This is a genomic window from Chryseobacterium sp. G0162, from assembly GCF_003815715.1.
Taxonomy (GTDB): Bacteria; Bacteroidota; Bacteroidia; order Flavobacteriales; family Weeksellaceae; genus Chryseobacterium.
In genome coordinates this window covers 2098669-2123241 of record NZ_CP033922.1, presented here as the reverse complement: position 1 = coordinate 2123241, position 24573 = coordinate 2098669, and the positions used below count along the sequence as shown (strand labels likewise).

The 24573-nt window shown below is 34.2% G+C and carries 23 protein-coding genes; 2 read left to right on the top strand and 21 right to left on the bottom strand.

What is annotated here, in order from left to right:
* Positions 1-43: 43 nt before the first annotated feature.
* Together EG344_RS09735 and EG344_RS09730 are read left to right on the top strand one after the other, a co-directional pair.
* The gene (locus EG344_RS09735) at positions 44-1477 is read left to right on the top strand and encodes an MBOAT family O-acyltransferase (RefSeq protein WP_123909262.1); all 1434 of its coding nucleotides are present in this window, start codon (positions 44-46) and stop codon (positions 1475-1477) included.
* A 1-nt stretch (position 1478) separates the two neighbouring features.
* Positions 1479-2396, top strand: a complete 918-nt coding sequence (locus EG344_RS09730; protein ID WP_228412896.1) for a hypothetical protein — start codon at positions 1479-1481, stop codon at positions 2394-2396.
* A gap of 23 nt (positions 2397-2419) precedes the next feature.
* On the opposite strand, the gene EG344_RS09725 is transcribed toward EG344_RS09730, so the two are convergent.
* The 21 genes from EG344_RS09725 to EG344_RS24385 all read right to left on the bottom strand — a co-directional run bounded on the left by EG344_RS09725 (position 2420) and on the right by EG344_RS24385 (position 24398).
* Positions 2420-3361: a glycosyltransferase family 2 protein gene (locus tag EG344_RS09725; protein ID WP_123909260.1), complete on the bottom strand. Its 942-nt coding sequence runs from the start codon at positions 3359-3361 to the stop codon at positions 2420-2422.
* Between the two features lie 241 nt (positions 3362-3602).
* Positions 3603-4547: a glycosyltransferase family 2 protein gene (locus EG344_RS09720; protein ID WP_123909259.1), complete on the bottom strand. Its 945-nt coding sequence runs from the start codon at positions 4545-4547 to the stop codon at positions 3603-3605.
* A 284-nt stretch (positions 4548-4831) separates the two neighbouring features.
* Positions 4832-5767, bottom strand: coding sequence for a glycosyltransferase family 2 protein (locus EG344_RS09715; RefSeq protein WP_123909258.1), 936 nt, complete (start codon positions 5765-5767; stop codon positions 4832-4834).
* Between the two features lie 2 nt (positions 5768-5769).
* Complete coding sequence (locus EG344_RS09710; RefSeq protein WP_123909257.1) at positions 5770-6708, bottom strand: glycosyltransferase family 2 protein; 939 nt, start codon at positions 6706-6708, stop codon at positions 5770-5772.
* Positions 6708-8504 (bottom strand): asparagine synthase (glutamine-hydrolyzing), encoded by a 1797-nt coding sequence (gene asnB / locus EG344_RS09705; protein WP_123909256.1) that lies wholly within the window; start codon positions 8502-8504, stop codon positions 6708-6710. The genes EG344_RS09710 and asnB overlap by 1 nt, the downstream gene beginning before the upstream one ends.
* Positions 8505-8550: 46 nt before the next feature.
* Positions 8551-9474 (bottom strand): glycosyltransferase family 2 protein, encoded by a 924-nt coding sequence (locus EG344_RS09700; RefSeq protein WP_123909255.1) that lies wholly within the window; start codon positions 9472-9474, stop codon positions 8551-8553.
* A gap of 45 nt (positions 9475-9519) precedes the next feature.
* On the bottom strand, positions 9520-10653 hold the full coding sequence (locus tag EG344_RS09695; RefSeq protein WP_123909254.1) for a hypothetical protein: 1134 nt from the start codon (positions 10651-10653) through the stop codon (positions 9520-9522).
* A gap of 33 nt (positions 10654-10686) precedes the next feature.
* Complete coding sequence (locus EG344_RS09690; protein ID WP_123909253.1) at positions 10687-11811, bottom strand: hypothetical protein; 1125 nt, start codon at positions 11809-11811, stop codon at positions 10687-10689.
* A gap of 42 nt (positions 11812-11853) precedes the next feature.
* Entirely contained in the window at positions 11854-12816 is a 963-nt protein-coding gene (locus tag EG344_RS09685) for a hypothetical protein (protein WP_123909252.1), read from the bottom strand.
* A 10-nt stretch (positions 12817-12826) separates the two neighbouring features.
* A complete protein-coding gene (locus EG344_RS09680) occupies positions 12827-13615 on the bottom strand; it encodes a glycosyltransferase family 2 protein (RefSeq protein ID WP_123909251.1) in 789 nt (262 codons plus the stop codon).
* Positions 13616-13627: 12 nt separating this feature from the next.
* On the bottom strand, positions 13628-14578 hold the full coding sequence (locus EG344_RS09675) for a glycosyltransferase family 2 protein (RefSeq protein ID WP_123909250.1): 951 nt from the start codon (positions 14576-14578) through the stop codon (positions 13628-13630).
* A gap of 1 nt (position 14579) precedes the next feature.
* The gene (locus tag EG344_RS09670; protein ID WP_123909249.1) at positions 14580-15248 is read right to left on the bottom strand and encodes an NAD(P)-dependent oxidoreductase; all 669 of its coding nucleotides are present in this window, start codon (positions 15246-15248) and stop codon (positions 14580-14582) included.
* Positions 15249-15299: 51 nt separating this feature from the next.
* Positions 15300-17048 carry a glycosyltransferase family 2 protein gene (locus EG344_RS09665; RefSeq protein ID WP_123909248.1) on the bottom strand — a complete coding sequence of 583 codons (1749 nt, stop codon included), beginning with the start codon at positions 17046-17048 and terminating at the stop codon, positions 15300-15302.
* A 50-nt stretch (positions 17049-17098) separates the two neighbouring features.
* Entirely contained in the window at positions 17099-18430 is a 1332-nt protein-coding gene (locus EG344_RS09660) for a GNAT family N-acetyltransferase (RefSeq protein WP_123909247.1), read from the bottom strand.
* Entirely contained in the window at positions 18415-19377 is a 963-nt protein-coding gene (locus EG344_RS09655) for a hypothetical protein (protein ID WP_123909246.1), read from the bottom strand. Before EG344_RS09655 ends, EG344_RS09660 begins: the two co-directional genes overlap by 16 nt.
* Positions 19370-20086, bottom strand: coding sequence for a WbqC family protein (locus EG344_RS09650; RefSeq protein ID WP_123909245.1), 717 nt, complete (start codon positions 20084-20086; stop codon positions 19370-19372). The genes EG344_RS09655 and EG344_RS09650 overlap by 8 nt, the downstream gene beginning before the upstream one ends.
* A 1-nt stretch (position 20087) precedes the next feature.
* Complete coding sequence (locus EG344_RS09645) at positions 20088-21170, bottom strand: DegT/DnrJ/EryC1/StrS family aminotransferase (RefSeq protein WP_123858733.1); 1083 nt, start codon at positions 21168-21170, stop codon at positions 20088-20090.
* 2 nt (positions 21171-21172) lie between these two features.
* Positions 21173-21949 carry an FkbM family methyltransferase gene (locus tag EG344_RS09640; RefSeq protein WP_123909244.1) on the bottom strand — a complete coding sequence of 259 codons (777 nt, stop codon included), beginning with the start codon at positions 21947-21949 and terminating at the stop codon, positions 21173-21175.
* Positions 21950-21959: 10 nt separating this feature from the next.
* A complete protein-coding gene (locus tag EG344_RS09635; protein ID WP_123909243.1) occupies positions 21960-23210 on the bottom strand; it encodes a polysaccharide ABC transporter ATP-binding protein in 1251 nt (416 codons plus the stop codon).
* 54 nt (positions 23211-23264) lie between these two features.
* The gene (locus EG344_RS09630; RefSeq protein WP_123909242.1) at positions 23265-24113 is read right to left on the bottom strand and encodes an ABC transporter permease; all 849 of its coding nucleotides are present in this window, start codon (positions 24111-24113) and stop codon (positions 23265-23267) included.
* A gap of 156 nt (positions 24114-24269) precedes the next feature.
* Positions 24270-24398 (bottom strand): hypothetical protein, encoded by a 129-nt coding sequence (locus EG344_RS24385; protein ID WP_262698152.1) that lies wholly within the window; start codon positions 24396-24398, stop codon positions 24270-24272.
* Between the last annotated feature and the right edge of the window lie 175 nt (positions 24399-24573).

Sequence of the window (24573 nt, the reverse complement as noted above, 5' to 3'; positions counted from 1 at the left end):
AAAGGTTTCAGAGAAGTATCATAACCAATAACTTCTATATACTATGTTATTCAATTCAATAGGATTTCTTATTTTTTTACCGATAGTATTTTGTCTCTATTGGTTTGTATTCAACAGAAAATTTCAGGAACAGAACAGGCTATTGTTATTGGCCAGTTTTTATTTTTATGCCTGCTGGGATTGGAGATTTCTTTTTTTACTGATGTTTTCCATTGGTCTAGATTATATATCGGGAATCAAAATTGAGAACAGTAAGACGAATCGGGAAGCTAAATTTTGGCTTACTTTGAGTATTGTGATTAATCTTGGTTTTCTGGGGTTCTTTAAATATTACAATTTCTTTGTTGATAGTTTTGCAGAACTTCTTGGCGGTTTTGGCTTTAAGGTCAATGTCTGGTTACTCAATATTATACTTCCGGTAGGAATTTCATTTTATACCTTTCATGGCCTGTCTTATGTAATTGACGTCTATAAAAAAAGGATAAAAGCTGAAAGAAGCTTTACTGACTATGCTGTTTTTGTAAGTTATTTTCCCCTTCTTGTAGCTGGTCCTATAGAAAGAGCGACCCACCTCTTGCCTCAGATACAGCGGGAGAGAGTTTTTAACTATGAACAAGCGGTGGATGGGATGCGACAAATTCTTTGGGGATTTTTCAAAAAGATGGTCATTGCTGATAATTGCGCGCCGCTGGTGAATGAGATATTTAACAATTATCAAACGGAAAGCCCTGGTAATCTTGTAATAGGAGCTGTATTATTTGCTTTTCAGATCTATGGGGATTTCTCCGGATATTCAGATATTGCCTTGGGGGTTTCCAGGTTATTTGGAATTGAATTGTTGAAAAATTTTGCCTTTCCTTATTTCTCCAGGGATATTGCAGAATTCTGGAGAAGGTGGCATATTTCGCTTTCCTCGTGGTTCAGGGACTATCTGTATATTCCATTAGGAGGAAGCAAAGGAGGTCTTTGGATGAAGATCAGAAACACATTTATTATTTTCCTGGTTTCAGGATTCTGGCATGGTGCCAACTGGACGTTTATGATCTGGGGTGGCCTGAATGCACTGTATTTTATGCCTTTACTCATTATGAATAAAAACCGTCAGAATATGGAAGTGGCAGCTCAGGGGAAATTTTTACCATCCTTTAGGGAATGTTTCCAAATTCTGATTACCTTTCTGATTACGTGCCTGGCATGGATCTTTTTCAGAGCAGGGTCTGTGACTCAGGCAATTCATTATATCGGTAGAATTTTTAGTCGTGAATTGTTGTCTGTTCCGCATGCATTACCATTTAAAGTATTGGGACTGATTGGATTTATGATGATGATTGAATGGATCAACAGGGAAAGGTTCCACGGATTGGAAATTAAAAGATTCAGCCCCTGGGTAAGGCGTATTTTCTATCTGGTTGTTATTTATATCATTCTCCGTTATGCCAACTTCGGGAATAATGAATTTATTTATTTTCAGTTTTAGCATGAAGAAGTTTTTAATTAAAATAGTGCCTTATTGTGTTGCCGTATTTATTGTATTGGTAATCCTTGGATCTTATGCGGACGGCAATACGGATGATAATTATATGCATTTTGCAGTTAAAAAGCCTCAGAATATGATACTAGGAGATTCCCGTGGATCTCAGGGTGTAGTTCCCGGTGTTTTAAAAAGTAAACTTTCTGCAAATTTTGATAATTTTTCTTTGAATATTGTAGAGTCACCCTATGGGCAGATTTATTTTAAAGCTTTAAAAAGAAAATTAGACCCTGAAACTAAAAATGGAATTTTTATCCTGACGGTGAGTCCCTGGAATCTATCATTGGATAAAGGGGTCAAAAAGGAAAAAGACTTTCCTGAAGAACATTCTCCATTAAATGATATGTATTTTTATGACAGGTCTCCTAATTATGAATATCTGCTGAAGCATTATACCAGAAGCTGGTTTAAGATTTATACAGAAAGGGCAGAGGCAGGGAAATCCAATACTTTTCTTCATGATGACGGCTGGCTGGAAGTAAACATCAATATGCATGCTGATTCTGTTGCCGTAAGGACGAATAGAAAGGAACAGTTTTATAAGGAGCTGGCCAATTCCGTAGAACTTTCACCGGAACGTCTCAGAGCGATTAATGAAATGATTAATTACCTAAGGACGAAGGGTAGGGTATATCTGGTCCGGCTTCCTACATCGAAAAGTCTTACCGCTATAGAGAGTAAAAAATATCCTTATTTTAATAAGCTTTTGAAGGATATAGCAAAAAAGCAGAATGTAACGTTTTTTGACTTTTCAGGAAATTATGCTGAATATGATTATACGGATGGAAACCATTTGTATAAAGAATCAAGTCGTAAAATTACTGCCCGAATAGGAGACTCCATCATGATGAGTAGAGGCAGGTAATCTCTTTTAAAGATTGTATAGAATTAGAAGAGATTATTTCTGAAATTAATGTTATAAATACCGGATCGTATACTCTTATAATCTGTTACAAGATATTTCAGGATCATTTGCCATCTTTTTGGCTTAGGGGAATTGGCAATCTGAAAACTGCGGTACATTCTATTAATATGAAGCTTGATATGTTCAGGAAGAGTCGTTTCATTTTTGGCCCATGCATCCACTTCTTTCCATAAAAGAACGCGGGTAGTTGCCGGATTTACTTTTTTGGAATCTACCTGTGTAATCCTATTGTCTTCATGTACACCCCGTATAGCAATGGCTTTGTCTATAGATCCGGGATAGAGATTAAGATAGTAAGATAGTCTCAACAAGAACTCTGTGTCCTGGTGAAGCCTTAAAGTTGCTTTAAATAGAGGTTTCATTTTTTTCATTAAAGAATCCCTGCGGATCGTTAATGCATCTATACTGAAGAGTCCAAAGCTCCCCAGCATATAGGTTTGTCCAGGGAAGACATCTTTAGGATCATGTCTTTTGTAAACAGTAGTTAATCGATCTCCAAATAAAGAATAATATTGTTCTTTTGCTTTTTCTGTATAATAATGAACCCCAAGTGCACCATAGACACCTTCTACTTCAGGCTGTTTAAAAAGTTCTTTTTCAGCGTCAAATCTATTGGGAAGGAAATAATCATCTGCATCCAGGAAAGCAATAAAATCTCCGGTGGACTTTTCTATTCCCAGATTTCTGGTTGGGCCAGCGCCATGATTTCTTTTGTCCGGATGCTGGTAAAGTTTTACCCTGTCGTATTTTTTGGCAAGATGTTCACATACCTCCAGTGCATTATCCGGAGATTGGTCTTCTATTAAAATGATTTCATATACTTCATCAAACTGCAAAGCAGATTCCACAGCCTGAGAAACATATTTCTCAGCATTGTAAACAGGAATAATTACTGAAATTTTCATTTTTTTGCCAACTTAATTTTTTATATCATTTGTGTGCGGAAAAGCGTTGCAAGATAATCAATTATAAAGACTTATGTCCGATTTTTTTTATAAAAAAACAGATAGGTTGTCTATTGAGTTGTTGATTCAAAAAGTCTGCCGAACAACAGAGGGTTCAGATGATTTTAACAGAGAATTTGTAACGCAATCCTTTTTTTGATTTTGTGTTTTAATGTAAGCTGTAAATGTATGGTTTTTATTTTTAAGAGATTAGTGAATGTCGGAAATTGATATTGTATAATCCGGACCTTATACTTTTATAATCGGTAAATAAATATTTTATAATCATTCCCCATTTTTTTAATAAAGGAGCTTTTGCAATCTCAAAACTGCGGTGCATCCTTTTGATATGGATCCTGACTTCTTCTGAAATATCATTTTCAGTGTGGGACCAAAGATTGACTTCTTTCCAAAGAATAGCCCTGGAGACTGCTGGATCTATGAGACGAAGATCCACCTTTGTTATCCTGTTATTTTCATGTACTCCTCTTATCGCTATAGCTTTGTCGAGAATTCCAGGATAGAGATCAAGATAATAAGAAAGACGGAAGAGAAATTCTGTGTCTTCATGAAGTCTTAAATGAGGTTTGAATAAAGTTTTTACTTTATTCATTAAAGCCTCCCTACGTACCGTTAAAGTATCAATACTGAAGAGACCAAAGCTTCCCAGCATATGAAGTTGTCCGGGGAAAACATCTTTGGGGTCGTACTTTTTATAGACCGTGGTCAGTTTGTCTTCGAATAATTGATAATACTGCTCTTTTGCTTTGGCAGAATAGTAATGAACCCCAAGAGCTCCATACACTCCCTCTATTTTTGGATCTTTGAACAGTTCTTTTTCAGCATCGAATCTATTGGGTAGGAAATAGTCGTCTGCATCGAGAAAAGCAACAAATTCTCCGGTTGATTTTTCTATGCCCAAGTTCCTGCTTGGGCCGGCACCATGATTTTCCTTATCAGGATGCTGGTAAAGTTTTACTCTTTCATGTTTTTCGGCGAGCTGCTGACATATTTGTAATGCATTGTCCGGGGACTTATCTTCAATCAGAATGATTTCATGAACTTCATCAAACTGAAGAACAGATTCTACTGCCTGGGAAACATACTTTTCTGCATTATAAACGGGAATAACTACTGAGATCCTCATTTCTTCTCCTTTTTACAATAAATTTAGAATTGCAATTGCGTTTTATTTAGTACCTTTTGAATTCGAAATTTAAGCTTTTAATTTTATTTTAAGGTTATTAAAAACCCAATTTTTCTGTAAAATAGGATGTATACGTGATAGAAGCAGGTGCAGCTATGTTTTTAAGTGAAAAAAATATTTTTTTGAGGTGAAAATAGGATGATAATTCCTCAATATTGGGAATTATTAACACTGTTTTTTTTCTTATTTGATCGCAGAATGCTTGAAAACCTTACAATAAATTATTATGAATGCGAATATGTAAATCTATATTTTGTTCTTAATATATTCGGATTTTTAAAAATAGCTGCCAGTAATCCTATTGTTTTTGAAACCCCTTTTTTTCCAGAAAGTTCGAATGCTTTTTTCTGAAGATAAATATGCTGCGCTACATCTGTTTCAAGAGGCAAGGTATTAGACCAATCGTAAAGGGAATTCCAGAACAGGAATTGTCGTTGGTTATATTGTAGAGAATACCTTACTATTTTGGTGATTCTGTTATCATCATGCATTCCTCTCATGGCGACAGGAATATCTATAATCCCGGATTTCAGATAACATTGATGGGCAAGTTTGATAATAAAATCTGAATCCTGGTGAAGACGGAGCGCTTCATTAAATCTTAATTTTTTAGATTCAAGTGAATGCCTTCTGACGGTAAGGGCATCTAAAGTGAAGAACGAACCAAAAGCTTTGGAAGTAAGTCCAAGTAATCCTCTGAATACTTCATGTCCTTCTGCGGGATAATTAACGGTGAGCAATTCACTATCATTGATATTGGACATGAATTCTTCTTTTCCTTTCTCAGTAAGGTATTCCGTACCAATAGCATTAAAAACGCCATCTATTTTTGGATCCTTAAAAAGTTCTTTTTCAGCATCAAACCGGTTGGGAAGGAAATAATCATCGGCATCCAGAAATGCGATGAATTCGCCAGCAGCTTTTTCTATTCCTAGGTTTCTGCTGGCTCCGGCTCCATGATTTCCCAGGTCAGGGTGTTGGAAAAGTTTTACCTGATTATGTTTTTGAGCCAGTTCCTTGCATCGCTGAAGCGAATGATCCGGAGATTTATCTTCTATCAAAATGATTTCATACACTTCATCGAGTTGTAAGGCAGATTCTACAGCTTTCGATATATATTTTTCTGCGTTGTATACAGGAATAATTACAGAGATCTTCATGTTCATCTGTTGTAGTAAGTGAAACGGTATTTAGTCTTTAATATTTCAGGGTTTTTAAGGGCTTCTTCTAAAATTGTATAGTATTTGATAAACCCTTTCTTTAAAGATAGATCAAATGATTTATACAGTAAATAAATTCTTTTTCCGGATTCTGATGGTATATGATTGGAAATAGCCCATTGATTAAGGGATTGCCATAAAAGAAATTGTCTCTGATTATATTGTGGCGAATATTTTACAATTTTAGTGATTCTGTTGTTATCATGAACGCCTCTCATGGCAACAGCTTCTGTTATATTCCCTGTTTTTAAATGACAGTGGTAGGCCAGTTTGATAATAAAGTCTGAATCCTGATGTACCCGAAGATCCTTATTGAAACGTAGATGATGAGGTTCTAAAGAAGCCTTTCGTATCGTAAGTGAGTTGAGGTGAAAAGATGTACCGAAAGTTTTAGTTGTTAAACTTAAGAGTCCTTTAAATACTTCTTCTCCTTCTGCAGGATAATTAACTGTACTCAGAGATACTTCTTTAAATTTAGACTGAAATTCTTCTTTTCCTTTCTCAGTAAGATATTCCGTCCCAATAGCATTGAAAACCCCATCTACCTTTGGGTTTATGAAAAGTTCTTTTTCAGCATCAAACCGATTGGGAAGATAATAATCGTCGGCATCCAGAAATGCTATAAAATCCCGGGTAGCTTTTTCTATCCCCAGATTTCTTGCGGCTCCAGCACCATGGTTTCCTTTATCTGCATGTTGAAATAATTTTACTTTTGGAATATCAGTACTGAGCCGCTCACAGATTTTCAAAGAGTCATCTGTGGATTTATCCTCAATTAAGATGACCTCTTTTACTTCTTCAAACTGAACAGCAGACCGAACTGCTTTTTCAAGGAATTCCGCAGCATTGTATACAGGAATGATAACAGATATTTCAAGCATTACAAAACAGATTTATTATTATCAGCCCATAATGCAAGCTGTAAAAGATTCCAATGTCTTTCATCCTTGTCAAGGAAATTCTGAGCGGCTTTAAAATCAATGAAATTAAACACTTTATGATTCGGATCTTTTAGCAGGTCATTTGAAAAATTCATCAGGTTTTCTTCTGCAAACCAATTTTTTACTCCAAGGCCAAACCCTTGTTTATGGCGTGATCTGATGGTTTCTGTCCAATAAGACCCCATTGCTTCACGAAGAATAATTTTATCATTGCTGTCATTAAGTTTCAGCTGATCCGGCAATTGGATGCAAAATTCAGCAAAGTCCAGATCCAGAAATGGAGTTCTCACTTCTAAAGAATTAGCCATTGCCATTCGGTCAGATTTCACCATCATATTAGCTGGAACATAATTTTCCAAATCTATCCTCATAATATCGTTCAGCGAATCCGGATTAGGAGTAAAACTATAAGTTTGCGGTTCATCTGAAGAAACTCCGAGAAGATCGCGCTCTTTTTTATTGAAGGCATTTCTTACATCATTCAGGTGGAAATCCATAATGGATGAAAACTCCATATTTTTACGGGTAAGGAATGATGTAGGCTTTATTTGCTGATATAGTTTTAACCCAAACTGAGCAATAATATTCTTATAGCTGAAATGTTTCTTTAATTTATTTTCAACGGTATAGAAATGATATCCACCGAATAACTCATCTCCTACATCACCGGATAATACAACCGTAAGATTCTTTTTGGCTGCTCGGCATATTTCATAGTGAGGAATAAAGGAAGCGTCTGCAAAAGGTTCATCAAAAAATGGAGATATTTTTAAAAGTGAGGTAACAAGATCAGATTTCTTCTCATGAACCTCAATATGATTGGTTTTGTACTTTTCGGCAATTTCCTTGGCATATTTGAGCTCATTGTCTTTGTGATCATATCCGAAGCTGATGGTGGTTTGATGAGGTAAAAACTCATCTACTAAAGCAACAACGGATGAAGAATCTAATCCTCCACTCAGGAAACTTCCTACTTCTACATCTGCAATCAGCTGTTTTTTTACCGCATTTTTCAACAGGTACAGAAATTCTTCGTTAGCGTCGGAAAGACTAATTACCCTGTCTTTTGCAGGTAAGCTATAATAACGGGAAACTTTAAACTGCCCATCTTTCCAGATCAGCTGGTGAGCGGGTGGAAGCGTATATATATTGCTGTAAATACTCTGATGAGAGCTTACATATCCATATTGGAGATAGTGAGAGAGTGCCTGGGAGCTTACTTTAGGCTGTATAAGTCCTGAAGCTAAAATGGCTTTGATTTCTGATGCAAAAATAAACTCATTATTGTTACCAATGGCATAATAAAAAGGTTTTTCTCCAAAACGGTCTCTTGCACAAAATAACTGTTGCTTCTGCTCGTCCCAAATAGCAAATGCAAACATTCCCGGAAGATCATGGATGAGATTTTCCTGTTTTCTCTGGTACATGGCAAGAATAACTTCAGTATCAGAACCTCCATGATAAGGGTATTCTGCATATTGTCTTTTGATGTCCTGATAGCCATATATTTCCCCATTGAGGACAATACATTCATTTTTAGTATTGGAGAACATGGGTTGCTTTCCATTGTCAGAAAGATCTATAATGGAAAGTCGACGGTGACCCAGTGCGGCATTTTCATAAAATTCATAGTGAGAAGAATCCGGACCACGGTGAACCAATGAATCTGTCATCTTTCGAATTTCCTCCTGGTAATTCCTGGCATTCCTGCTTATAATTCCCGCTATTCCACACATAATATTTTATTTTTCATCATTAATTTTCACTTTTTGTACAGCTAATTTACGACAGATTGAGAAAAGTAGGACCTGATTGAATCAATTGACTTCGTAAGCTGGTTAATTTTTCACTGTCTCTTGCAATTTTTTGATACTTCTGAGACAATTCTTTGTACTTGCTGAAATTTCCTGTTATAAAGTTTTTAAACATACTTTGTTTCAGTGATTTCTTTTCTGATAGCAAGCCATTTGGAAAACTCGGGTTCAGTGTGTTGATCTCTACACGAACATCTTCGTATTTGGTGAAGTCTATTTTATGGAGAAGCTGTACTCCATCATGAACCACTTTACTTCCCGGGACCAGTAAGACTTTCTTTTGATGAAAATGGACTCTGTTAACATATTCATCATCTTCTCCATAATGGAAAAAATAAGGATTAAATCCTCCTATGGTTTCTACTGTTTTCTTTGGTAACAGCCAATGAGCAGCATTGACAAAATGAATCTCATAGTAAGGTTTTAATGTTTGAAAATACAAATCCGAAATCATTCTTGTCTTTTCATAATTCTTAGCAATATACTGATCCAGGAAAATATCAAGGTATTTCTCTGAACCGTCTATATGAATAGGGCTTATAATACCAATTTCGTCTTTGTTGGGATGGCTGTTATAGACTTCCAGCATCTTTTCCATACTGTTTTCATAAAGCCATGCATCCTGATTCATCAGATAGAAGAAATCAGCCCCATTTTTATAGGCTTTTTCAATACCTATATTGTTGGCTTTTCCAAATCCAAGATTGGTTTCAGATTGAGTGAAATCTACTTCCGGGAAATGAGTTTTTATATATTCCTGAGTTCCATCTGTAGATCCGTTGTCTATGACGAAGCACTTTACAGGGACAGATGATGTTCTTAGACTGGTAAAGCACCGCTCTGCCCATTTCATGGCATTATAGGTAACAATGATAATATGAATCTCAGGCATTTTTTATTTTAATATTTTTATTGGGCTTAATGAGTTTCCCAGGTTCTAAAACAAATTGGTGATTCTAAAATACAAAAAATAGTAGATTTGCTTAAGAAACGCATCAAACTGAGGGAAAGTTAAGAATCCCTGAGTCATCAGCATCATTCTCCAGGAAAGATTAAATAAAATTAATATCACAGCAATAACTTCCTGTTTTTTGCTTAGAACCGCTCTTTGTTCTGTTATAATAAATATAGTCAAGAGTGAGAAAAATATATTCACCCATCTTCCCCAATCTACGGCCAGATAGAACAATGGAATCAAAAAAAGAATCTGTATAATCAGGAATAGGGTATTGATCTTAATTCTATTGAATTTGCAATATATATAGACTGTCAACGCACCTAATAATATGCTTATTCCGTAGGTTTGATAATCATAAGAGTGAGATTGATAATATCCCAGAACGTCATAATTGGGGTCGTAATCAAAAATTCCCATTTCCTCAAGTACCAATCCATGAGCTTTAAAGAAAGGTATTGTATTTTCTGTCCTTAAACTGATTCCAAATTTATAAAGAAAAACCATGATGATGGTGGCAGGAATAAACTGATAAAACAGTATTTTTTTGAGTTTATCAGACGAAGAACCCTCATTTTTCATGAAATAGGCTAATCCTACAAATGGCAAATAAAAGTAAGCTGCCTCATGGGTTAAAAGGGCAATAATGATAAAAACAGTGATGGTGATATCTTTAATAATAACCTTTGACCGCAGACATAAGAGGTAGAGAAGGTACAGGAAAAAAAACAGCATCTCTTTTCTTGTAGCAATATTAGGATCTTTTACCATCATTCCAAAACCTACCGGAAGCAGAAGTAAAGCGATGACAAGAAGATTGTTCTTTTCATTCCAAAAGAGTTTGAACAAAAGATAAAAAATGGCAGTATAAAGTACAGCTACAAATGCGAATACAATATACTCAAGCTTAATATGGGTGAGTTCATTGATCCACATAAACAGAGTTCCGAAAAGACCTCTTCGTTTGAATCCTCCATCCTGATAATTGATGATCCAGTCTCCGAAACACCAACCTCCTTTTTTTACTATGATAAGGGTATAAGAAGTTGTAATACTTACAAAGTAGTAAAGGCTAAATGTTAAACCAAGGATATAATTAATTATTTTCGTTTTCATGCTCGTTCTTTAAACAAGGGTTGTGTTTTTATTTTAAAAAAGTTTAAAATAAATAAAGTAATACAGTTTTTTTATAATGGTGTCAACGGCCGGGAAGGTAAGGAAGCCTGCTGTAAAAAGGAGCATTTTCCATAATGAATTAAACAGAATCAATACGAGTGCTGTAATATTTTTTTTAAAAGTACTAACCAATTGTGGTTCGCCAGCAATAAAGATCGTTAATAGGGTAAAGAAAATATTGATCCATCTTCCCCAATCGTAAGCCACATAAAATAATGGGATAAGGAAAATAGCCTGTACAACCAGAAACTTTTTGCTGATGCTTATTTCGTTTGATCTGCAATAAATATAATATGTTATTGTTGCAAAAAATAAACTGATGAGGTAGGTAAAATAACCATATGAATGAGCTTTATAAAATTTCAGTACATTATAATTAGGATCATAGCCGTAAATCCCTTTAAGAACCAATGTCAGTCCATGTTCCTGTAGAAATTGGATAGAGTGTGGGGTACTTATGCTGTATCCGAATTTATACAACAGTAACATCGTAACAACTGCAGGTGCTAAATGGTAAAGTATTATTTTTTTTATCTTTATAAAAGAGGGAGAATTGTCTTTAACAAAATAGGTAAAGCTTACAAATGGGATATAAAAGAAAGCTGCTTCATGATTCAGGATTGCGAGAATAATAAAAAAACTGACTGCAATATCTTTTACTGTCTTTTTACTTTCAAGCCTTAAAAAATAAATCAAATACAACAGGAAAATGATGATCTCCTTTTTTGCAATAATGGTAGGATCTTTCAAGACCATTCCCATTCCTGCAGGAAGCAGTACAATACTTATGGTGAGCAGCGTATTTTTCTTCTGCATGAACAATTGGATCAACAGCGTGAAAAAGACAGCATAGACTATAGATACAAATGCAAATACAAGGAATTCGAGCTTGATATTGGTAAGTTCGTTGAGGACAATAAACAGAGTTCCTAAAAGTCCTCTTCGCTTGAACCCTCCATCCTGATAGCTAATAAGCCATTCACCAAGATACCAACCGTTTTTATGAAAAACGAGCTGAATGTAACTGTTGGAAATACAGATACAGTAGTAAATGAGAAAGATCAATCCTATTATATAATTGATGATTTTCGTTTTCATAATTATTTGCTAGCTGGTTTTAAATGGGATAAAAAATATTCTTTAATCAATAAAAACCTTTTTAAATGTATCCATTACCGGATGAGGGAGAAATTTTTCATAGAGTTCTTTTGCAGATAAAGTGAGGTCTGCATCCAGGATAATGGACTTTAGCTCTTTACTATCATTATAATAATATGCTTTATCCTGTAAATGAGTAATGTGGGCTTTTTCTGGAGGGTTGGCAAAAGCAATCACAGGTTTTCCCATAATGGCAAATTCAGCCACGGTAATTCCGAAAGTTTCTCCTCTTTCACGGGCATGAAGTAATGCGCTGCACGTATTGATGAATTTCTGTTTCATGATAATGTCCGAACTTGGCGGAAGAAATATAATATTAGAAGGAACCGATTTCCACCATTTTTTCTTGATGAAAGGATCTACTCCCATAAAAATGAAATAGATATCCTTGTATTTTGAAGCGATCTCCTCAATCGTTTTTTGAGCAAAAAGAATGTTAAAGCTGATATGTCCACCATAATATCCAAATACTTTTGCTTTTGGAGGAATATTAAATTCTGCTCTCAAATCCTCGTGGGTCTGTGACTCAAAATTAACCATATGAGGAACATAAGGATATTTTGAACCGGTCATTTCCTGGCTCAGCCATTCGGAAACATATGCATATACATCTCCATGCGGTTCAAAATGTTTGAAAACACTGTGTATTGCGGATTTACACTCCTTAGTATCTATCCCATCGATATTCCCGTTTTTGATGGCATAAAAAAGATCTATATTATCTTCACGGATAAGCTGATCTACTTCACTGAAATCTGAATAGCCATGTACCCGGAATCTTTTTTCAAATTTTTCAATGCCCAACGGGTGATTGGTCTTTGCATTTTTGTTATATACAATGATAGATTCGTTCCCCAGATATTTTTCATTAAAATCTGCGTAATCGTATACTGCGATGGAAGTCCCTCTGTAATTGAGTTCATCTTCATGAAAAAGAATTTTCATCTTAAAAGTGTTATTTAAGTTTGTTTTTCAGTCTTCCTATGATCTTCTGAATAATCGTTTTTTTTGCATATTTGGTAAGATCATTATGTTTAAAAAGTCCTTCGCCTTGTGCAATCCTGAAGTTTTGCTTTACCCACCAGGCTGCGATATTTCTTTCCAGAGAGACCGTCTCTCCTGAAAAAGGAATAATGGTTTCCAGTAAAAAACTTTTTCTTACAAGATAAGGATTATTGGTCCAGTTGGCCCAGCGTGAAGTGGTCACAAAGTACTCACCTTGCTTTTGAATTTTATCCGGAAATTCTGAGGCAGGATCAAGCCAGTGCAAAGATTCCAGAAGATGAGGTGAAGTACACTCATGCCAGTCATCATAATAATTTAGCTCATTTCCTTTGTGCCTGATTGAAATCAGAGGGTAACCGGGTGTTTTTCTACTTCTGTAACGGACTACGTCAAAGCCGTTGTTCAGCATCTCAAGACCACTTTTAAGCCGAGAAAATACGATTTTTTGATCTTCGACAAGCTCAAAGTCATGTTCCAGGAAAAGAATATTTTCACAGGCCGCATTTTCTGCCAGCATTTTCATTCCTTTTCCGATACCTATATTATCCTTTAGTCCTATATATCTTACTTTATATTGATCTGCCAGCTTTTTATCTGACTCACTTACCTCCTGAAAAAGAATAACAATATCATCAATCATATCCAGAAGTCCATACTTTTTATATGATTTCAGCGTATTTTTCAGTGTTTTTCCTGTTTTCCAGGAAAGAATGCAGATGCTTATGGGTAGTTTTTCCATATTCATTCTTATTTAAAGATTCAGGAACGGATGCAGACCCGTCATTGCTGTTTTTCTGGCTCTTTCGATCTCATTAAATTTCCCTGAGAAATATTTATATTGTTCCATATAAAATTTATATTCACTAATATTTCCCTTAGCTCCCATTTTCAAAGCAAAAGAAAAGAGTGCCTTTTTTTCTCTTTTGGTGTCATAATGATAATTGGGATCAAGATATTTCGTTTCCCGCTGCATAATCATAGAAAGCCTTTTATTTTTCAATAATTCTGCTTTGTCCTTGGGCTCCTGCTTATAAAAGGACTGTACAGTATCATGTACCACTTTACTTTGGGAGCATACCACTATTTTAAGTCCGAAATAAGTGACACGGTTAACGTATTCATAGTCTTCAGCGCCATGGAAAAAATAAGGATTGAAACCTCCTATTTTTTCGATAATTGCTCTTGGAATGCACCAATGAGCCGCATTTACAAAACCAATTTCATAGTATGCTTTTACTTCATCAAAATAGATGTCTGAAAGCATTCTGTTGTTTCGTAAGTCTTTGGCTAAATAATTTTCAAAGTGAAGATCCAGTTTTTTTTCACTTCCGTCAAGGTGCATTGGGCTTAGAATTCCAATCTGTTTATTGTCCGGATAGTTATTGTACACGTCCAAAACTTTTTGAAGACTGTCCGGATAAATCCAGGCATCCTGATTCATCAGATAAAAAAAATCAGCTCCTTGTTTATGGGCTTTTTCTATTCCCAGATTGTTGGCTTTTCCAAAACCAAGATTTTCCGGAGACTGTATAAAATCTACTTCCGGAAAGTGGGTTTTTATATATTCCTGGGTTCCATCTGTAGAACCATTGTCTATCGTAATACATTGTACCGGAACAGAAGAGTTTCTTAAGCTGCTGAAACATCTTTCTGCCCATTTCATGGCATTGTAAGTAACAATAATAACATATATATTCGCCATTTTAAATGTATTTTTGGGTTAGATTTTTTAAATAATCCTCTGGGCTTATTGTGGAGAAAAAACTAATAATTTCTTTATCAAAATCTATTTTATAAAAATCTCCTTCATCAGATTCTGAATACCTCCCTTTTTTATGGATTTCTTTTTCAATGGCACTTACGATTTCCTTGAGATCGTAATAATAGGGATAAGAAAAATTGATTACTTTATTATGGGTATTCAGACAATGGGGCGTTATAAATTTTGGAATATCATCAATGTCTAAAAGTATTCTTCTTGCTTTCAGATGTATTGGGAATTTACAGTCATTAAAAATCTGAGTTTTCAGGAAGTTGAAAAGAGTGTTGGGGTTTCCTCCTTTTCCTACAATATTTCCTATTCTCAATATCAGGTAATTTTCAATATTATTTTCAATATAATCTTCAATTCCTTTTTTATGAATCACATACTGACTGTTTTGTTTGGATTGATCATGAATACTGAGCGTAGAAAAGTAAATTAATTTCTTTTCCTTGTTTTCTGCGGAGACTGTCTTCAAAAGAGACAGTTCTCTCTCGAACTCAGAAGTTCTTGTTTCCAATGAATTGGATACTCCTGAGGCAAAGAATAAATACTCTTCTGAATCAATTTTTTTTAATGAGTTGGCGATAAGCCCATTTCCTATAATCATTATCAGCGTTTGTGTTACAATTTTCTTATAAAGACTTTTTAAGTGACCTTGTTATTCATATTTTGCGATTCCTTTATTGTCATGTCCTCCTTTTGCATCCAGTTTCCACGAACTTGATTTATCCACCGATTGGATGTAGTGCAGATATTCTTCTGTATAATTTTGAGGATCCATATACCAACCACCATGTAAAGCAGTGTAATTACCACCCATTCTTATTCCTTCTAAAAAGGGTAAATTGTTGAATTTTATTGGATAATAAGGTTTGTACAGGGCAAAGGTTGTATCTACAAGTGCAGAATATACCTCGTCTTCCAGTTTGTTCGTCCAGAAGTTACTTTCCCATTTAATTACTTTGGATTTTAATGGAAAATAATCAGGAATGGTTTCTATATCCAAAGCAAATCCCACCTTGGTTATGGTATTATAATATTTATCCATCTTAGAGATCATTTCCGTCATAAAGTTTTGAGGGAGTTCTTTATTGGGAACAATATCAGGATCAGTTAATATAAAATAGCCATTACCATATTTTTCCTGTAAATCTTTGTGGTCAAAAAAAACTTTATGTCCGAAATTTCCGTTCATTCTTTCTATTGTTACTGTTTTATCAATAGACTGATAATAGTCAAGAAGCGGAGGGTAATCCGACTTATTGTCTATAATAACAATATTCTCAAATTTTCTTTCCTGTAAAAAGCTTATTAACTGTTTCAGATAATGTAACTGATTAAAATTAATGATAATCACAGGAATACTTAAAGGATTTTGTCTCTGGGATTTTACATGTTGATCATACCGAATAAGATACTGGTACAGATATTTATTTTTTACTTTATGGAGTTTTGCAGTATAATGTTGCAGGTCCCATACAGGATTATGATTTTTCAGCAACAAATACTTTTTCCGCGGAACTCCCAACAGCTGTTTGTAGCTTTTTAAATAATAGTAAAGCTTATACAGATCAATATTCAATTTCTTTTTATGCTGCCAGCAAAAATGCAGGTGCACATTGATTAATTTTTTCAGCGTCTCTACAGGGAATTTATCATAATAAGCCGTTATCAGATATCCAAAAAACTGATATCTGGCGTCTGTTTTCTGTTCCTGATAAGTGGTATTTTCTACATCTCCGGAAATACTTGCTGAGGAGATCCGTACAAATGTTTGAGCATGATTAATAAAATAAACTGATCCGAAATCAGAAAATTCCAATACTGCTAAATCATCCGTATGCCAGGCTAAAGGAAGTTCTTTAAATTTATATTTTTGATATGAAATTCTTCTGAAAATATGCTCTGACAAACTTGAACGATGCCCGTCATAAAGTTTTTGAAGCCATAAGTTGGTTGAAGATTCTATAGGTTTATATGTTGTAAAAGAAGTGAGAATTTGGTCATTCTCATCAATTAATGCCTGAGAATATTTGATCACATTGATCTTATTTTCTTCTACAGTCTTAAGGTTTTTATAGAATTCATCAACAAAATTTTCTGAAATGGTATCATCATCGCCTAAAATAAGAAACCAGTCTTCATGTATATTTTCCAGTACTCTTTCCCACTGCAAAGCTAAATTTTTGCCGCCTACGTTTTCTTTATAATCAAAGTAATGGTACTCTTCAGGATTGAGGTATTGAGTGAGAATAGGTAGAGGATTATTGGGGCTTGCATCATTTCCAATGTACAATGTAAAGTCCTTATTGGTTTGAGCAACAAGAGACTGGATAGTTTTTTCAAAAAAATCTATCTTGTAGTAAGGAATTATGATGGCAAGTTTATTTTGAAGATCCTGTAACATTTACGGTTTCTTTTATATAAATATAGATTTATTAGTTTAGATGAAACTTTTTATTTTTTCAAAAACCTATATATCTTTTCAACTAATTTATGTCTTCTTGAATTAAGAATTCTATCACTTTTCTGAAATTCTTCATCTACTAATGAAAGGGCATCCTGAAGATGTTGGTAAAAAATCTCTTTTATTACAGGGTCTTTTTCATAAGAATAGAGATTAGTAAACAATAATATATTGACCTTGATGTGTTTAAGCCTGTTTAAAGAACTAAATATACCCACACCATATCTGTACACTGCCATAGAATCTTCTAGATATCCTATTTTTCCATATTTTGTCAACATCATATAGAGGAAATAATCTCCAATAGGCGAGTTTTTAAACTCCATGGCATCCACTTCTGTTTGTATTACATTTCTGAAAAGAACTGAAGGAGTATGTATATAATTTAGTTTTTTTGCTAATGTTTCTCTTAACTCAAAATTTTCAGGAACCTTAGTGATGAAATCATCTACGAGTTCACCTGTTGGTTTTACTATTTTCACTTTGTGAAAACATAGGACACAATCTTTATTTTCCTCTAAAAAATCTACTTGTTTTTGAAGTTTTAGTGGATCTGTCCAGTAATCATCACCTTCACAAATTGCGATATATTTACCCGTACAGTTTTTAAATGTTTCATTTTGATTCTTCATGGCTCCGATATTTTGAGGATGGAGCAGAAGTTTAAACTTTCCGGGATATAGCTTTTGATAAGTAAGTAATATTTCTCTGGAATTATCCTGAGAACAATCTTCACCTATTACAATATCGTAGTTGAAATTTGTTTTTTGCAATAGGATATTATCAAGACATTCTTTCAGGTATTTCCCATGATTATATATCATCATAAATATACTTACAACGGTATTGGGAAGCTCAGATAATACTACTGACATGGTAATCTCTCCTTCAGTTTGTTCTTTAATAACAAAATTATTTTTTTGATAAGATTTTACAGCAGCAATATTTTCTGATTTTACAGACAGATAAACCTCTTCTAGTTTTAAAACCTCTTTAGCAAAGTATAATATTTGGTATGTTGCCAATTGAGAAATCCCTTTTCCCCAAAATTCTTTTTTACCAATGAAAATATGAAACTCAGCAGAATACTTATCAATATTAGTAAGCTGTACATTTCCAATATATTCTTCATTGCATACAATAGCAAATCTTTTACTGGTATCATCCTGCAGTACTTTTTCAATCCACTCGGATTCTATTTCCTTCGTTATTGTAATATCTGGTCTGGAACCTGTATATTTCCAGATTTCAGGATCATTTCTCCATTGGTATGAAGTCAATGCATCTTCTTTAACAAGTGGTCTTATTAATACATTATACATTCTAAAATTTTTTTCATTTCATTAACCGAATATCTCTGGTCTATCGGTAATGCTATTATTTCTTGTGCTAAAATATGAGAGTTCTTATCTTCCGTACACCAGTTTAAAACATTTGGCCAATAAGTGGCGCAGTAAATTCTTTCACTGATGAGCTTTTGTTTAAGTTTTTTATCCTGAGTCCTGAAAGGATATACCATGGGAACAGACTCTTTGGATAATTCAATAGGAAGACTATTTTTTTCTTTTAACGCTTCATGTAAAAAAAGAAAATTTTCTTTTCTGTGCTTTTTTATATAATCATAATCAATGCCTGTTAACATTTTTTTTGTCAGATTAGACATGGTCTTAATGGGCTGATTTTCCAAAGATTTATCATTTTCACTGAAATCAGAATACCCTTCTTCTGCAGATAGATCTATTCTTTTCAACAGATGGCTCATCCGTTGGTAACTTTCATCTTTTTCAAAATCAATGTTCAGATGTTTATTAGTGTATAAAAATCCTCCATCAGCTACCCCAACAAACTTTCTTGGTGAGTAGAACTGATCAATATTCATTATTACAGGAGCAAACAGAGCCTGAGCATTATCAATAATGATATTATTGGGAATCTTGTGGATTAACTCTTGAATAAAAAGATCTTTAATCCCAAAATAGTTGGTATATAAAAAAACTTCACTCTCTTTTATCGTTGAGTAATCGAACAGAGGTTCCAGATTAGAATCCACATCGTAAAATTCATATTCAAGATTAATTTTTTGGATAGGTTCTAAAATGACATCACAAGTATAATAAGGAATATAAATTTTTGACTTCTTCCGGGCACGGAGAATATACTCAAGGCAATTTCGTGCAGAATTAAGAGTAATAGAATTATTACCTGCAAAATCTGAGTTACCAACAGGCAGCTCAAGTTCAAAATATCCTCCTATTGCTTTATTATTCATTGACCAGCTCAAATTGATCTAACATATTATTAATCTCTTCAGGCGAATTAAACATCATAACATCAATGATTGATAATCCGTATTCAAAAGGTGTTCTTTTTTGGTCATAATGAACCGGAATCATTTTCTGAAATGAAATATCAATATGCTGATTTGTATATTTTTCTGTATCAAAAAATTCCAACCCTCCGATAGGGTTGATATAATGAATCTTTCCATCCAGTTTTTTACATATATTTAAAGCCCATTCATCCGGACTATTGGGTTCCTCTATTTCAAGATTCATTTCTGAGAATACAGGAAGTTCTTTCGGGAAACCAAGATAATTACATATTTTTTCCAGCGAAGCTTTATTCAATGCTGTAATCGTATCATATTCTCCTTCAAATATTTCCTTCAGTAGCTGGACTGTTTTATAATAGTAAGGAGCTTGTTTTTTATAAATCTGTAACTGAGACAGAATTTTACCTTTCCAATCTTGAGAATTATCAATCAGACACTCCTTAATTAAAGTGTCTCTGCCACTTTTTACTAGCGGAACCTGTATATATAACCAGCCCTCGTTCTGCTTAAGGATTCTGTTTCTTTCTATCCATCCATGTCTGATGAATTGTACAGGATCAAACAAAATAAACAGATCAGAATGCTTAATAAGACTTAAATAGCCTATATAGGGCATAAAATAGGGCTGCATTATTGCTGTTTTCATACTAATTATTTTGGATTCTTAGCATCAATCTTGAAATGAATTCAACTTCTTCAAAAGTCATATCATAGTAAAGCGGAAGACATAAAGATCTTTTAGAAATATCTTCAGTAATAGGTAATTCTAATTTTGGAAGATAAGGTAAAGCTGAGGCTAAACTTGGATAAAAGTATCTGCGTGTGAATACCTCATGGCTATCCATCTCTTTTTTTAATTTTAATAAAAGTTCTTCACTTTCTAAAACAATAGGATAGTACGGGTAATTCTCAGTGGCCTTGGCATGCCATAGGGGTTTTACAGCCTTTAGTGTTTTAAGCTTTTCGTCATACAATTCTGAAAGAGCCTTTCTTTTTTCGTGAATTTGGGTGATATATTTTAGATTAGCTAATCCCATTGCCGCATGAAATTCTGAATTTTTCCCATTGATTCCCAGATCAGAAAAGGAATCATACCCGGAAATTCCAAAATTCCTTATGGAGGCTAATTTTTTTAAAAGCTCAGGTTTCTTGGTAACTAATAATCCACCTTCGATAGTATGATAAAGTTTGGTAGCATGTAATGAACAGGTAGAAATATCTCCATATTCAAAAATAGATCTCCCATTTATTTTTACTCCAAAAGCATGGGCTGCATCATAAATGACTTTTAAATTATGCTTTTTAGCAATGGCTTCTATTGCATCCACATCACAAGGGTTTCCATAAACATGAGTAGCAAGAATTGCCTGGGTGTTTTCTGTGATAGCTTCCTCTATTTTCTTTGGATCTATACATAAACTTTTTGGGTCAATATCTACAAAAACCGGCGTACATCCTTCCCAGACGATAGTACTGGTAGTTGCAATAAAAGAGAAAGGAGTCGTAATGATCTCTCCTGTAATTTCCAACGCTTTTATCGCCATTTGTATAGCAACAGTTCCGTTAGTGACAAAAAGGAGATGCTGTAACTTAAGATGATCTTTAAGTTCCATTTCAAGCTGACTGGCCAGTGGTCCCATATTGGTAAGCCAGTTTCTTTTCCAGATACCTTCTAAATATGCATCATACTCTTCCTTCGGGGGAAGAAAAGGTTTTGTTACAGGAATCATAATTATAGATTTATTGGAAATTGAGTAAGTTTACCGCCTTTTTTTACAAAGACAAGTTCTACAAGCCATAAAACAGGAATGTCAATTGGTCTGTTTAAATCTGTAATATCATACAGCTCATATCCAGCTTCGTCCATTTTGTTGACCAATCTCAATAAGGAGTTTTTATACACTTTAACCTGAACGCCTGCTTCTACCATAAACACTTCTGTTTTTCCAAATAAATCGGAGGCACCATCAATCACTTCCAGGTCCAGTCCTTCAGCGTCAATTTTTACAATGTCAGGATAATCAAGATTATTTTCCTTGATAATGGAACTCAGAGTTTTGATAGGAACTTCAATTTGCTCATATCCCATTTTGGCAGCTTCCTCTTCTGAATAAATAAAAGAGCAACTGTCATCTCTATCAACTATTGTGAATTTTAAGATATCATTTTTATCTCCAACTCCCACAGGTAAATATTTGATTTTAGGATTTTGCAGCAAGTCTTGAAAATTTGCTGAAAGCCTTTCCTGTGGTTCTATAAGAAGATAGGAAGAGTCAGGGAATTGTTTTAAAGCCTCTCTTGTCCATGTTCCGGTATTCGCCCCAATATCAACAATAAAATTAGGCTGAAAGTTTAATGCTTTCAGGGTTGCATAAAATTTATTCAGCAGGTCATTTTTCTCGTTTGCAACTGCTGCTTTTTTACTTCTTTGGACCATACTATCATAAGTGTCGTTCTTAATGATTGTATAGCCTACTTTGTTGGCTATTTTTTGTAATAAATCTTTCATCTTTTTAATTTTAATCTAAGGTCCAGTTGAAGGTCGGGCGAATATATCCAGGTTCACGACCCATCCAGTCGCCTAGTTCCCTTGGAGTATCTTCAACTATAAATGTAAATATATCAGATTCAATAAAATCTGCTCTTAAAGCATCTTCAATAATGTATAAACTCAAATAATAGTTACCTGACTGAAAATATTTTGCCGGGAAAGTGCATTTTATTTTATTATGTCCGGGTTTTAGTCCAAATTGTTCAAAATGAGAAAGAGAAAAAAGAGGTTCTCCCTGTTCATTATTCAAAACATAGGTCAAATGATATCTTCCCGGATTATTTGAAAGAACATTAATATCTGTGATTAATTCTATTGCCTGGTTTTCATATAAATTCTTAAAATCATCTGAGCCAGCGTTTTTCACGGTAACTCTTTGGATTCTTACGTTCTCGCTTCCAATATCAAAGGTTTTTATATATTCATTTTCTTTGGAATTTCCGAGATAATAGCTTACACATTTATCGATATTCCCTGAATATTTTACCATTCCTTTCTCTAATAAGATACCGTTGTTACAAAGGGTTTTTACAGCAGCCATATTATGACTTACAAACAAAATAGTTCGGCCTTCTCCTTTGGTAACATCTCCCATTTTCCCCAAACATTTCTTCTGAAATTCAGCATCACCTACGGCTAAAACTTCGTCAACGACTAATATTTCAGATTCCAGGTGAGCAGCAACAGCAAAAGCAAGACGCACATACATTCCGGAAGAATATCTTTTTACAGGGGTATCTATATATCTTTCAACTCCTGAGAAATCTACAATTTCATCAAACTTACGCTTGATTTCTTTTTTGGTCATCCCAAGGATAGCGCCATTCAAGAACACATTCTCACGACCAGTCATTTCCGGGTGAAATCCGGTTCCCACTTCTAATAAAGATGCAATTCTTCCATTGGTATAAATTTTTCCAGTGGTAGGTTTTGTTACTTTACTTAAAAGTTTGAGAAGAGTAGATTTTCCAGCTCCGTTTCTCCCTATGATCCCCACAGCATCTCCCTGGTTAATCTCAAAATTGATATCACGGAGGGACCATACATAATCAGATTCACCTTTGGTTGTTCTGTCATTGGCTTCACCAATTTTTAGATAAGGATCTTCCTTACCTCTTACTTTATGCCAAAATCTGTTGAGGTCATGGGATAAAGTCCCGGTTCCCACTTCTCCAAGACGATATTGTTTTGATATATTTTCTGCTTTTAAAGCTAACATGTTTTTGTGATTTAAATTTTTACTCAAGTGTTTTTATATCCAATGCTATAGTTTTTATACTGTGTCCATAAAGGTTTTTTCAACCTTGTTAAAAGTAACAACTCCAACCATAAGAAGAAGTAAGATAATCACAGTACTGGCAACCAGCATAACCGGAGAAAAATCTCCCACGCCCAGCCAGCCATATTTGAAGCATTCAAAAATACCTGTCAATGGATTAAATTTTGCTAACTTTTTGAAATATCCCGGAAGCATTGATACAGGATAAATAACCGGTGTAGCATACATATATAAGCTGATACCGAATGTTAAAAGCATACTTAAATCTTTATATTTTGTAGTAAGTGCAGAGAATATCATTCCAACACCAAGTGCAAAAAGGGCCATCAGAACTAATAAAAATGGAGTTGCCAGGATCCACCAGTTAGGAGAAACCTCATGATTAACAAGATAGTATACCCATACCATAAGAAATAGGATAAACTGAACACTTAAACGCATCAGGTTTGAAATGACAATTGAAATGGGAGTTACTAATCTTGGGAAGTAAACTTTACCAAAGATATTGGCGTTTCCTGTAAAAGTCGCCGTAGTTCCCAGCAATGCGCCTGAAAAATAATTCCATAAAGTAACTCCGGAGAGATAAAATATGATACCGGGAGCTCCATCTGTAGGTAACTTAGCAAATCTCCCAAAAATAATAAGGTAAGTAATCGTTGTAAAGATGGGATTTATAAAAAACCAGATTGGTCCTAAAATGGTTTGCTTGAAACTGGATATGAAGTCTCTCTTTACAAACATGTAAATTAAATCTTTGTAGTGCCAAACTTCTTTTAGTTTTAGATTAAATAAAGAATGGTCTGCTTCAATGGTTTCCGTCCACTTTTGTTGTGGTTCATTCATCTGTGTAAGTTTTAACAAATTTATAATAATTAATTTTTACCATTTTTTTAGTCTGTAAATTATTGATTATATAAAACTAAAAATAATAACTAATATATTGGTGTTGTTATTATGTATAAAAATTATTGACTCTATAATGTAATTATTTTGCAAAGTTTATAAATACTCAGTATAGGCAGGCATCTCAGGAGTAATGGTTATATTTTCCGAATGATTTTTTATAAATTCTTCTACAATATAGGATTCAATGAATTCTGCTATGCCTGTAATCATGATATTTTCCATTTCTTATTTTGTAATTGCTTTTCTACTTATACTTTTATAATGAAACTTTTTTTATCCCGGGATTTCAAATGAATAGATATTCCCTTTGTCAAAAATAACCTTATTTTCCTTACTATCAGTTCAAAGTTTAAATTTTTGAACCCAGATTATTCTGCAGTAATACATATAAAGTATT

What these genes read in the sequence shown, in the direction of transcription:
- EG344_RS09670 (WP_123909249.1), bottom strand. Translation starts at nt 15,248, where the DNA reads ATGATTATAGGAAATGGGCTTATCGCCAACTCATTAAAAAAAATTGAT.
- EG344_RS09635 (WP_123909243.1), bottom strand. Translation starts at nt 23,210, where the DNA reads ATGTTAGCTTTAAAAGCAGAAAATATATCAAAACAATATCGTCTTGGA.
- EG344_RS09725 (WP_123909260.1), bottom strand. Translation starts at nt 3,361, where the DNA reads ATGAAAATTTCAGTAATTATTCCTGTTTACAATGCTGAGAAATATGTT.
- EG344_RS09650 (WP_123909245.1), bottom strand. Translation starts at nt 20,086, where the DNA reads ATGAAAACAGCAATAATGCAGCCCTATTTTATGCCCTATATAGGCTAT.
- EG344_RS09685 (WP_123909252.1), bottom strand. Translation starts at nt 12,816, where the DNA reads ATGAAAATTCTTTTTCATGAAGATGAACTCAATTACAGAGGGACTTCC.
- EG344_RS09695 (WP_123909254.1), bottom strand. Translation starts at nt 10,653, where the DNA reads ATGAAAACGAAAATAATTAATTATATCCTTGGTTTAACATTTAGCCTT.
- EG344_RS09645 (WP_123858733.1), bottom strand. Translation starts at nt 21,170, where the DNA reads ATGATTCCTGTAACAAAACCTTTTCTTCCCCCGAAGGAAGAGTATGAT.
- EG344_RS09665 (WP_123909248.1), bottom strand. Translation starts at nt 17,048, where the DNA reads ATGTTACAGGATCTTCAAAATAAACTTGCCATCATAATTCCTTACTAC.
- EG344_RS09715 (WP_123909258.1), bottom strand. Translation starts at nt 5,767, where the DNA reads ATGAAGATCTCTGTAATTATTCCTGTATACAACGCAGAAAAATATATA.
- EG344_RS09700 (WP_123909255.1), bottom strand. Translation starts at nt 9,474, where the DNA reads ATGCCTGAGATTCATATTATCATTGTTACCTATAATGCCATGAAATGG.
- EG344_RS09655 (WP_123909246.1), bottom strand. Translation starts at nt 19,377, where the DNA reads ATGAATAATAAAGCAATAGGAGGATATTTTGAACTTGAGCTGCCTGTT.
- EG344_RS09730 (WP_228412896.1), top strand. Translation starts at nt 1,479, where the DNA reads ATGAAGAAGTTTTTAATTAAAATAGTGCCTTATTGTGTTGCCGTATTT.
- EG344_RS09690 (WP_123909253.1), bottom strand. Translation starts at nt 11,811, where the DNA reads ATGAAAACGAAAATCATCAATTATATAATAGGATTGATCTTTCTCATT.
- EG344_RS09660 (WP_123909247.1), bottom strand. Translation starts at nt 18,430, where the DNA reads ATGTATAATGTATTAATAAGACCACTTGTTAAAGAAGATGCATTGACT.
- EG344_RS09675 (WP_123909250.1), bottom strand. Translation starts at nt 14,578, where the DNA reads ATGGCGAATATATATGTTATTATTGTTACTTACAATGCCATGAAATGG.
- EG344_RS09640 (WP_123909244.1), bottom strand. Translation starts at nt 21,949, where the DNA reads ATGAAAGATTTATTACAAAAAATAGCCAACAAAGTAGGCTATACAATC.
- EG344_RS09710 (WP_123909257.1), bottom strand. Translation starts at nt 6,708, where the DNA reads ATGCTTGAAATATCTGTTATCATTCCTGTATACAATGCTGCGGAATTC.
- asnB (WP_123909256.1), bottom strand. Translation starts at nt 8,504, where the DNA reads ATGTGTGGAATAGCGGGAATTATAAGCAGGAATGCCAGGAATTACCAG.
- EG344_RS09630 (WP_123909242.1), bottom strand. Translation starts at nt 24,113, where the DNA reads ATGAATGAACCACAACAAAAGTGGACGGAAACCATTGAAGCAGACCAT.
- EG344_RS24385 (WP_262698152.1), bottom strand. Translation starts at nt 24,398, where the DNA reads ATGGAAAATATCATGATTACAGGCATAGCAGAATTCATTGAATCCTAT.
- EG344_RS09680 (WP_123909251.1), bottom strand. Translation starts at nt 13,615, where the DNA reads ATGGAAAAACTACCCATAAGCATCTGCATTCTTTCCTGGAAAACAGGA.
- EG344_RS09735 (WP_123909262.1), top strand. Translation starts at nt 44, where the DNA reads ATGTTATTCAATTCAATAGGATTTCTTATTTTTTTACCGATAGTATTT.
- EG344_RS09720 (WP_123909259.1), bottom strand. Translation starts at nt 4,547, where the DNA reads ATGAGGATCTCAGTAGTTATTCCCGTTTATAATGCAGAAAAGTATGTT.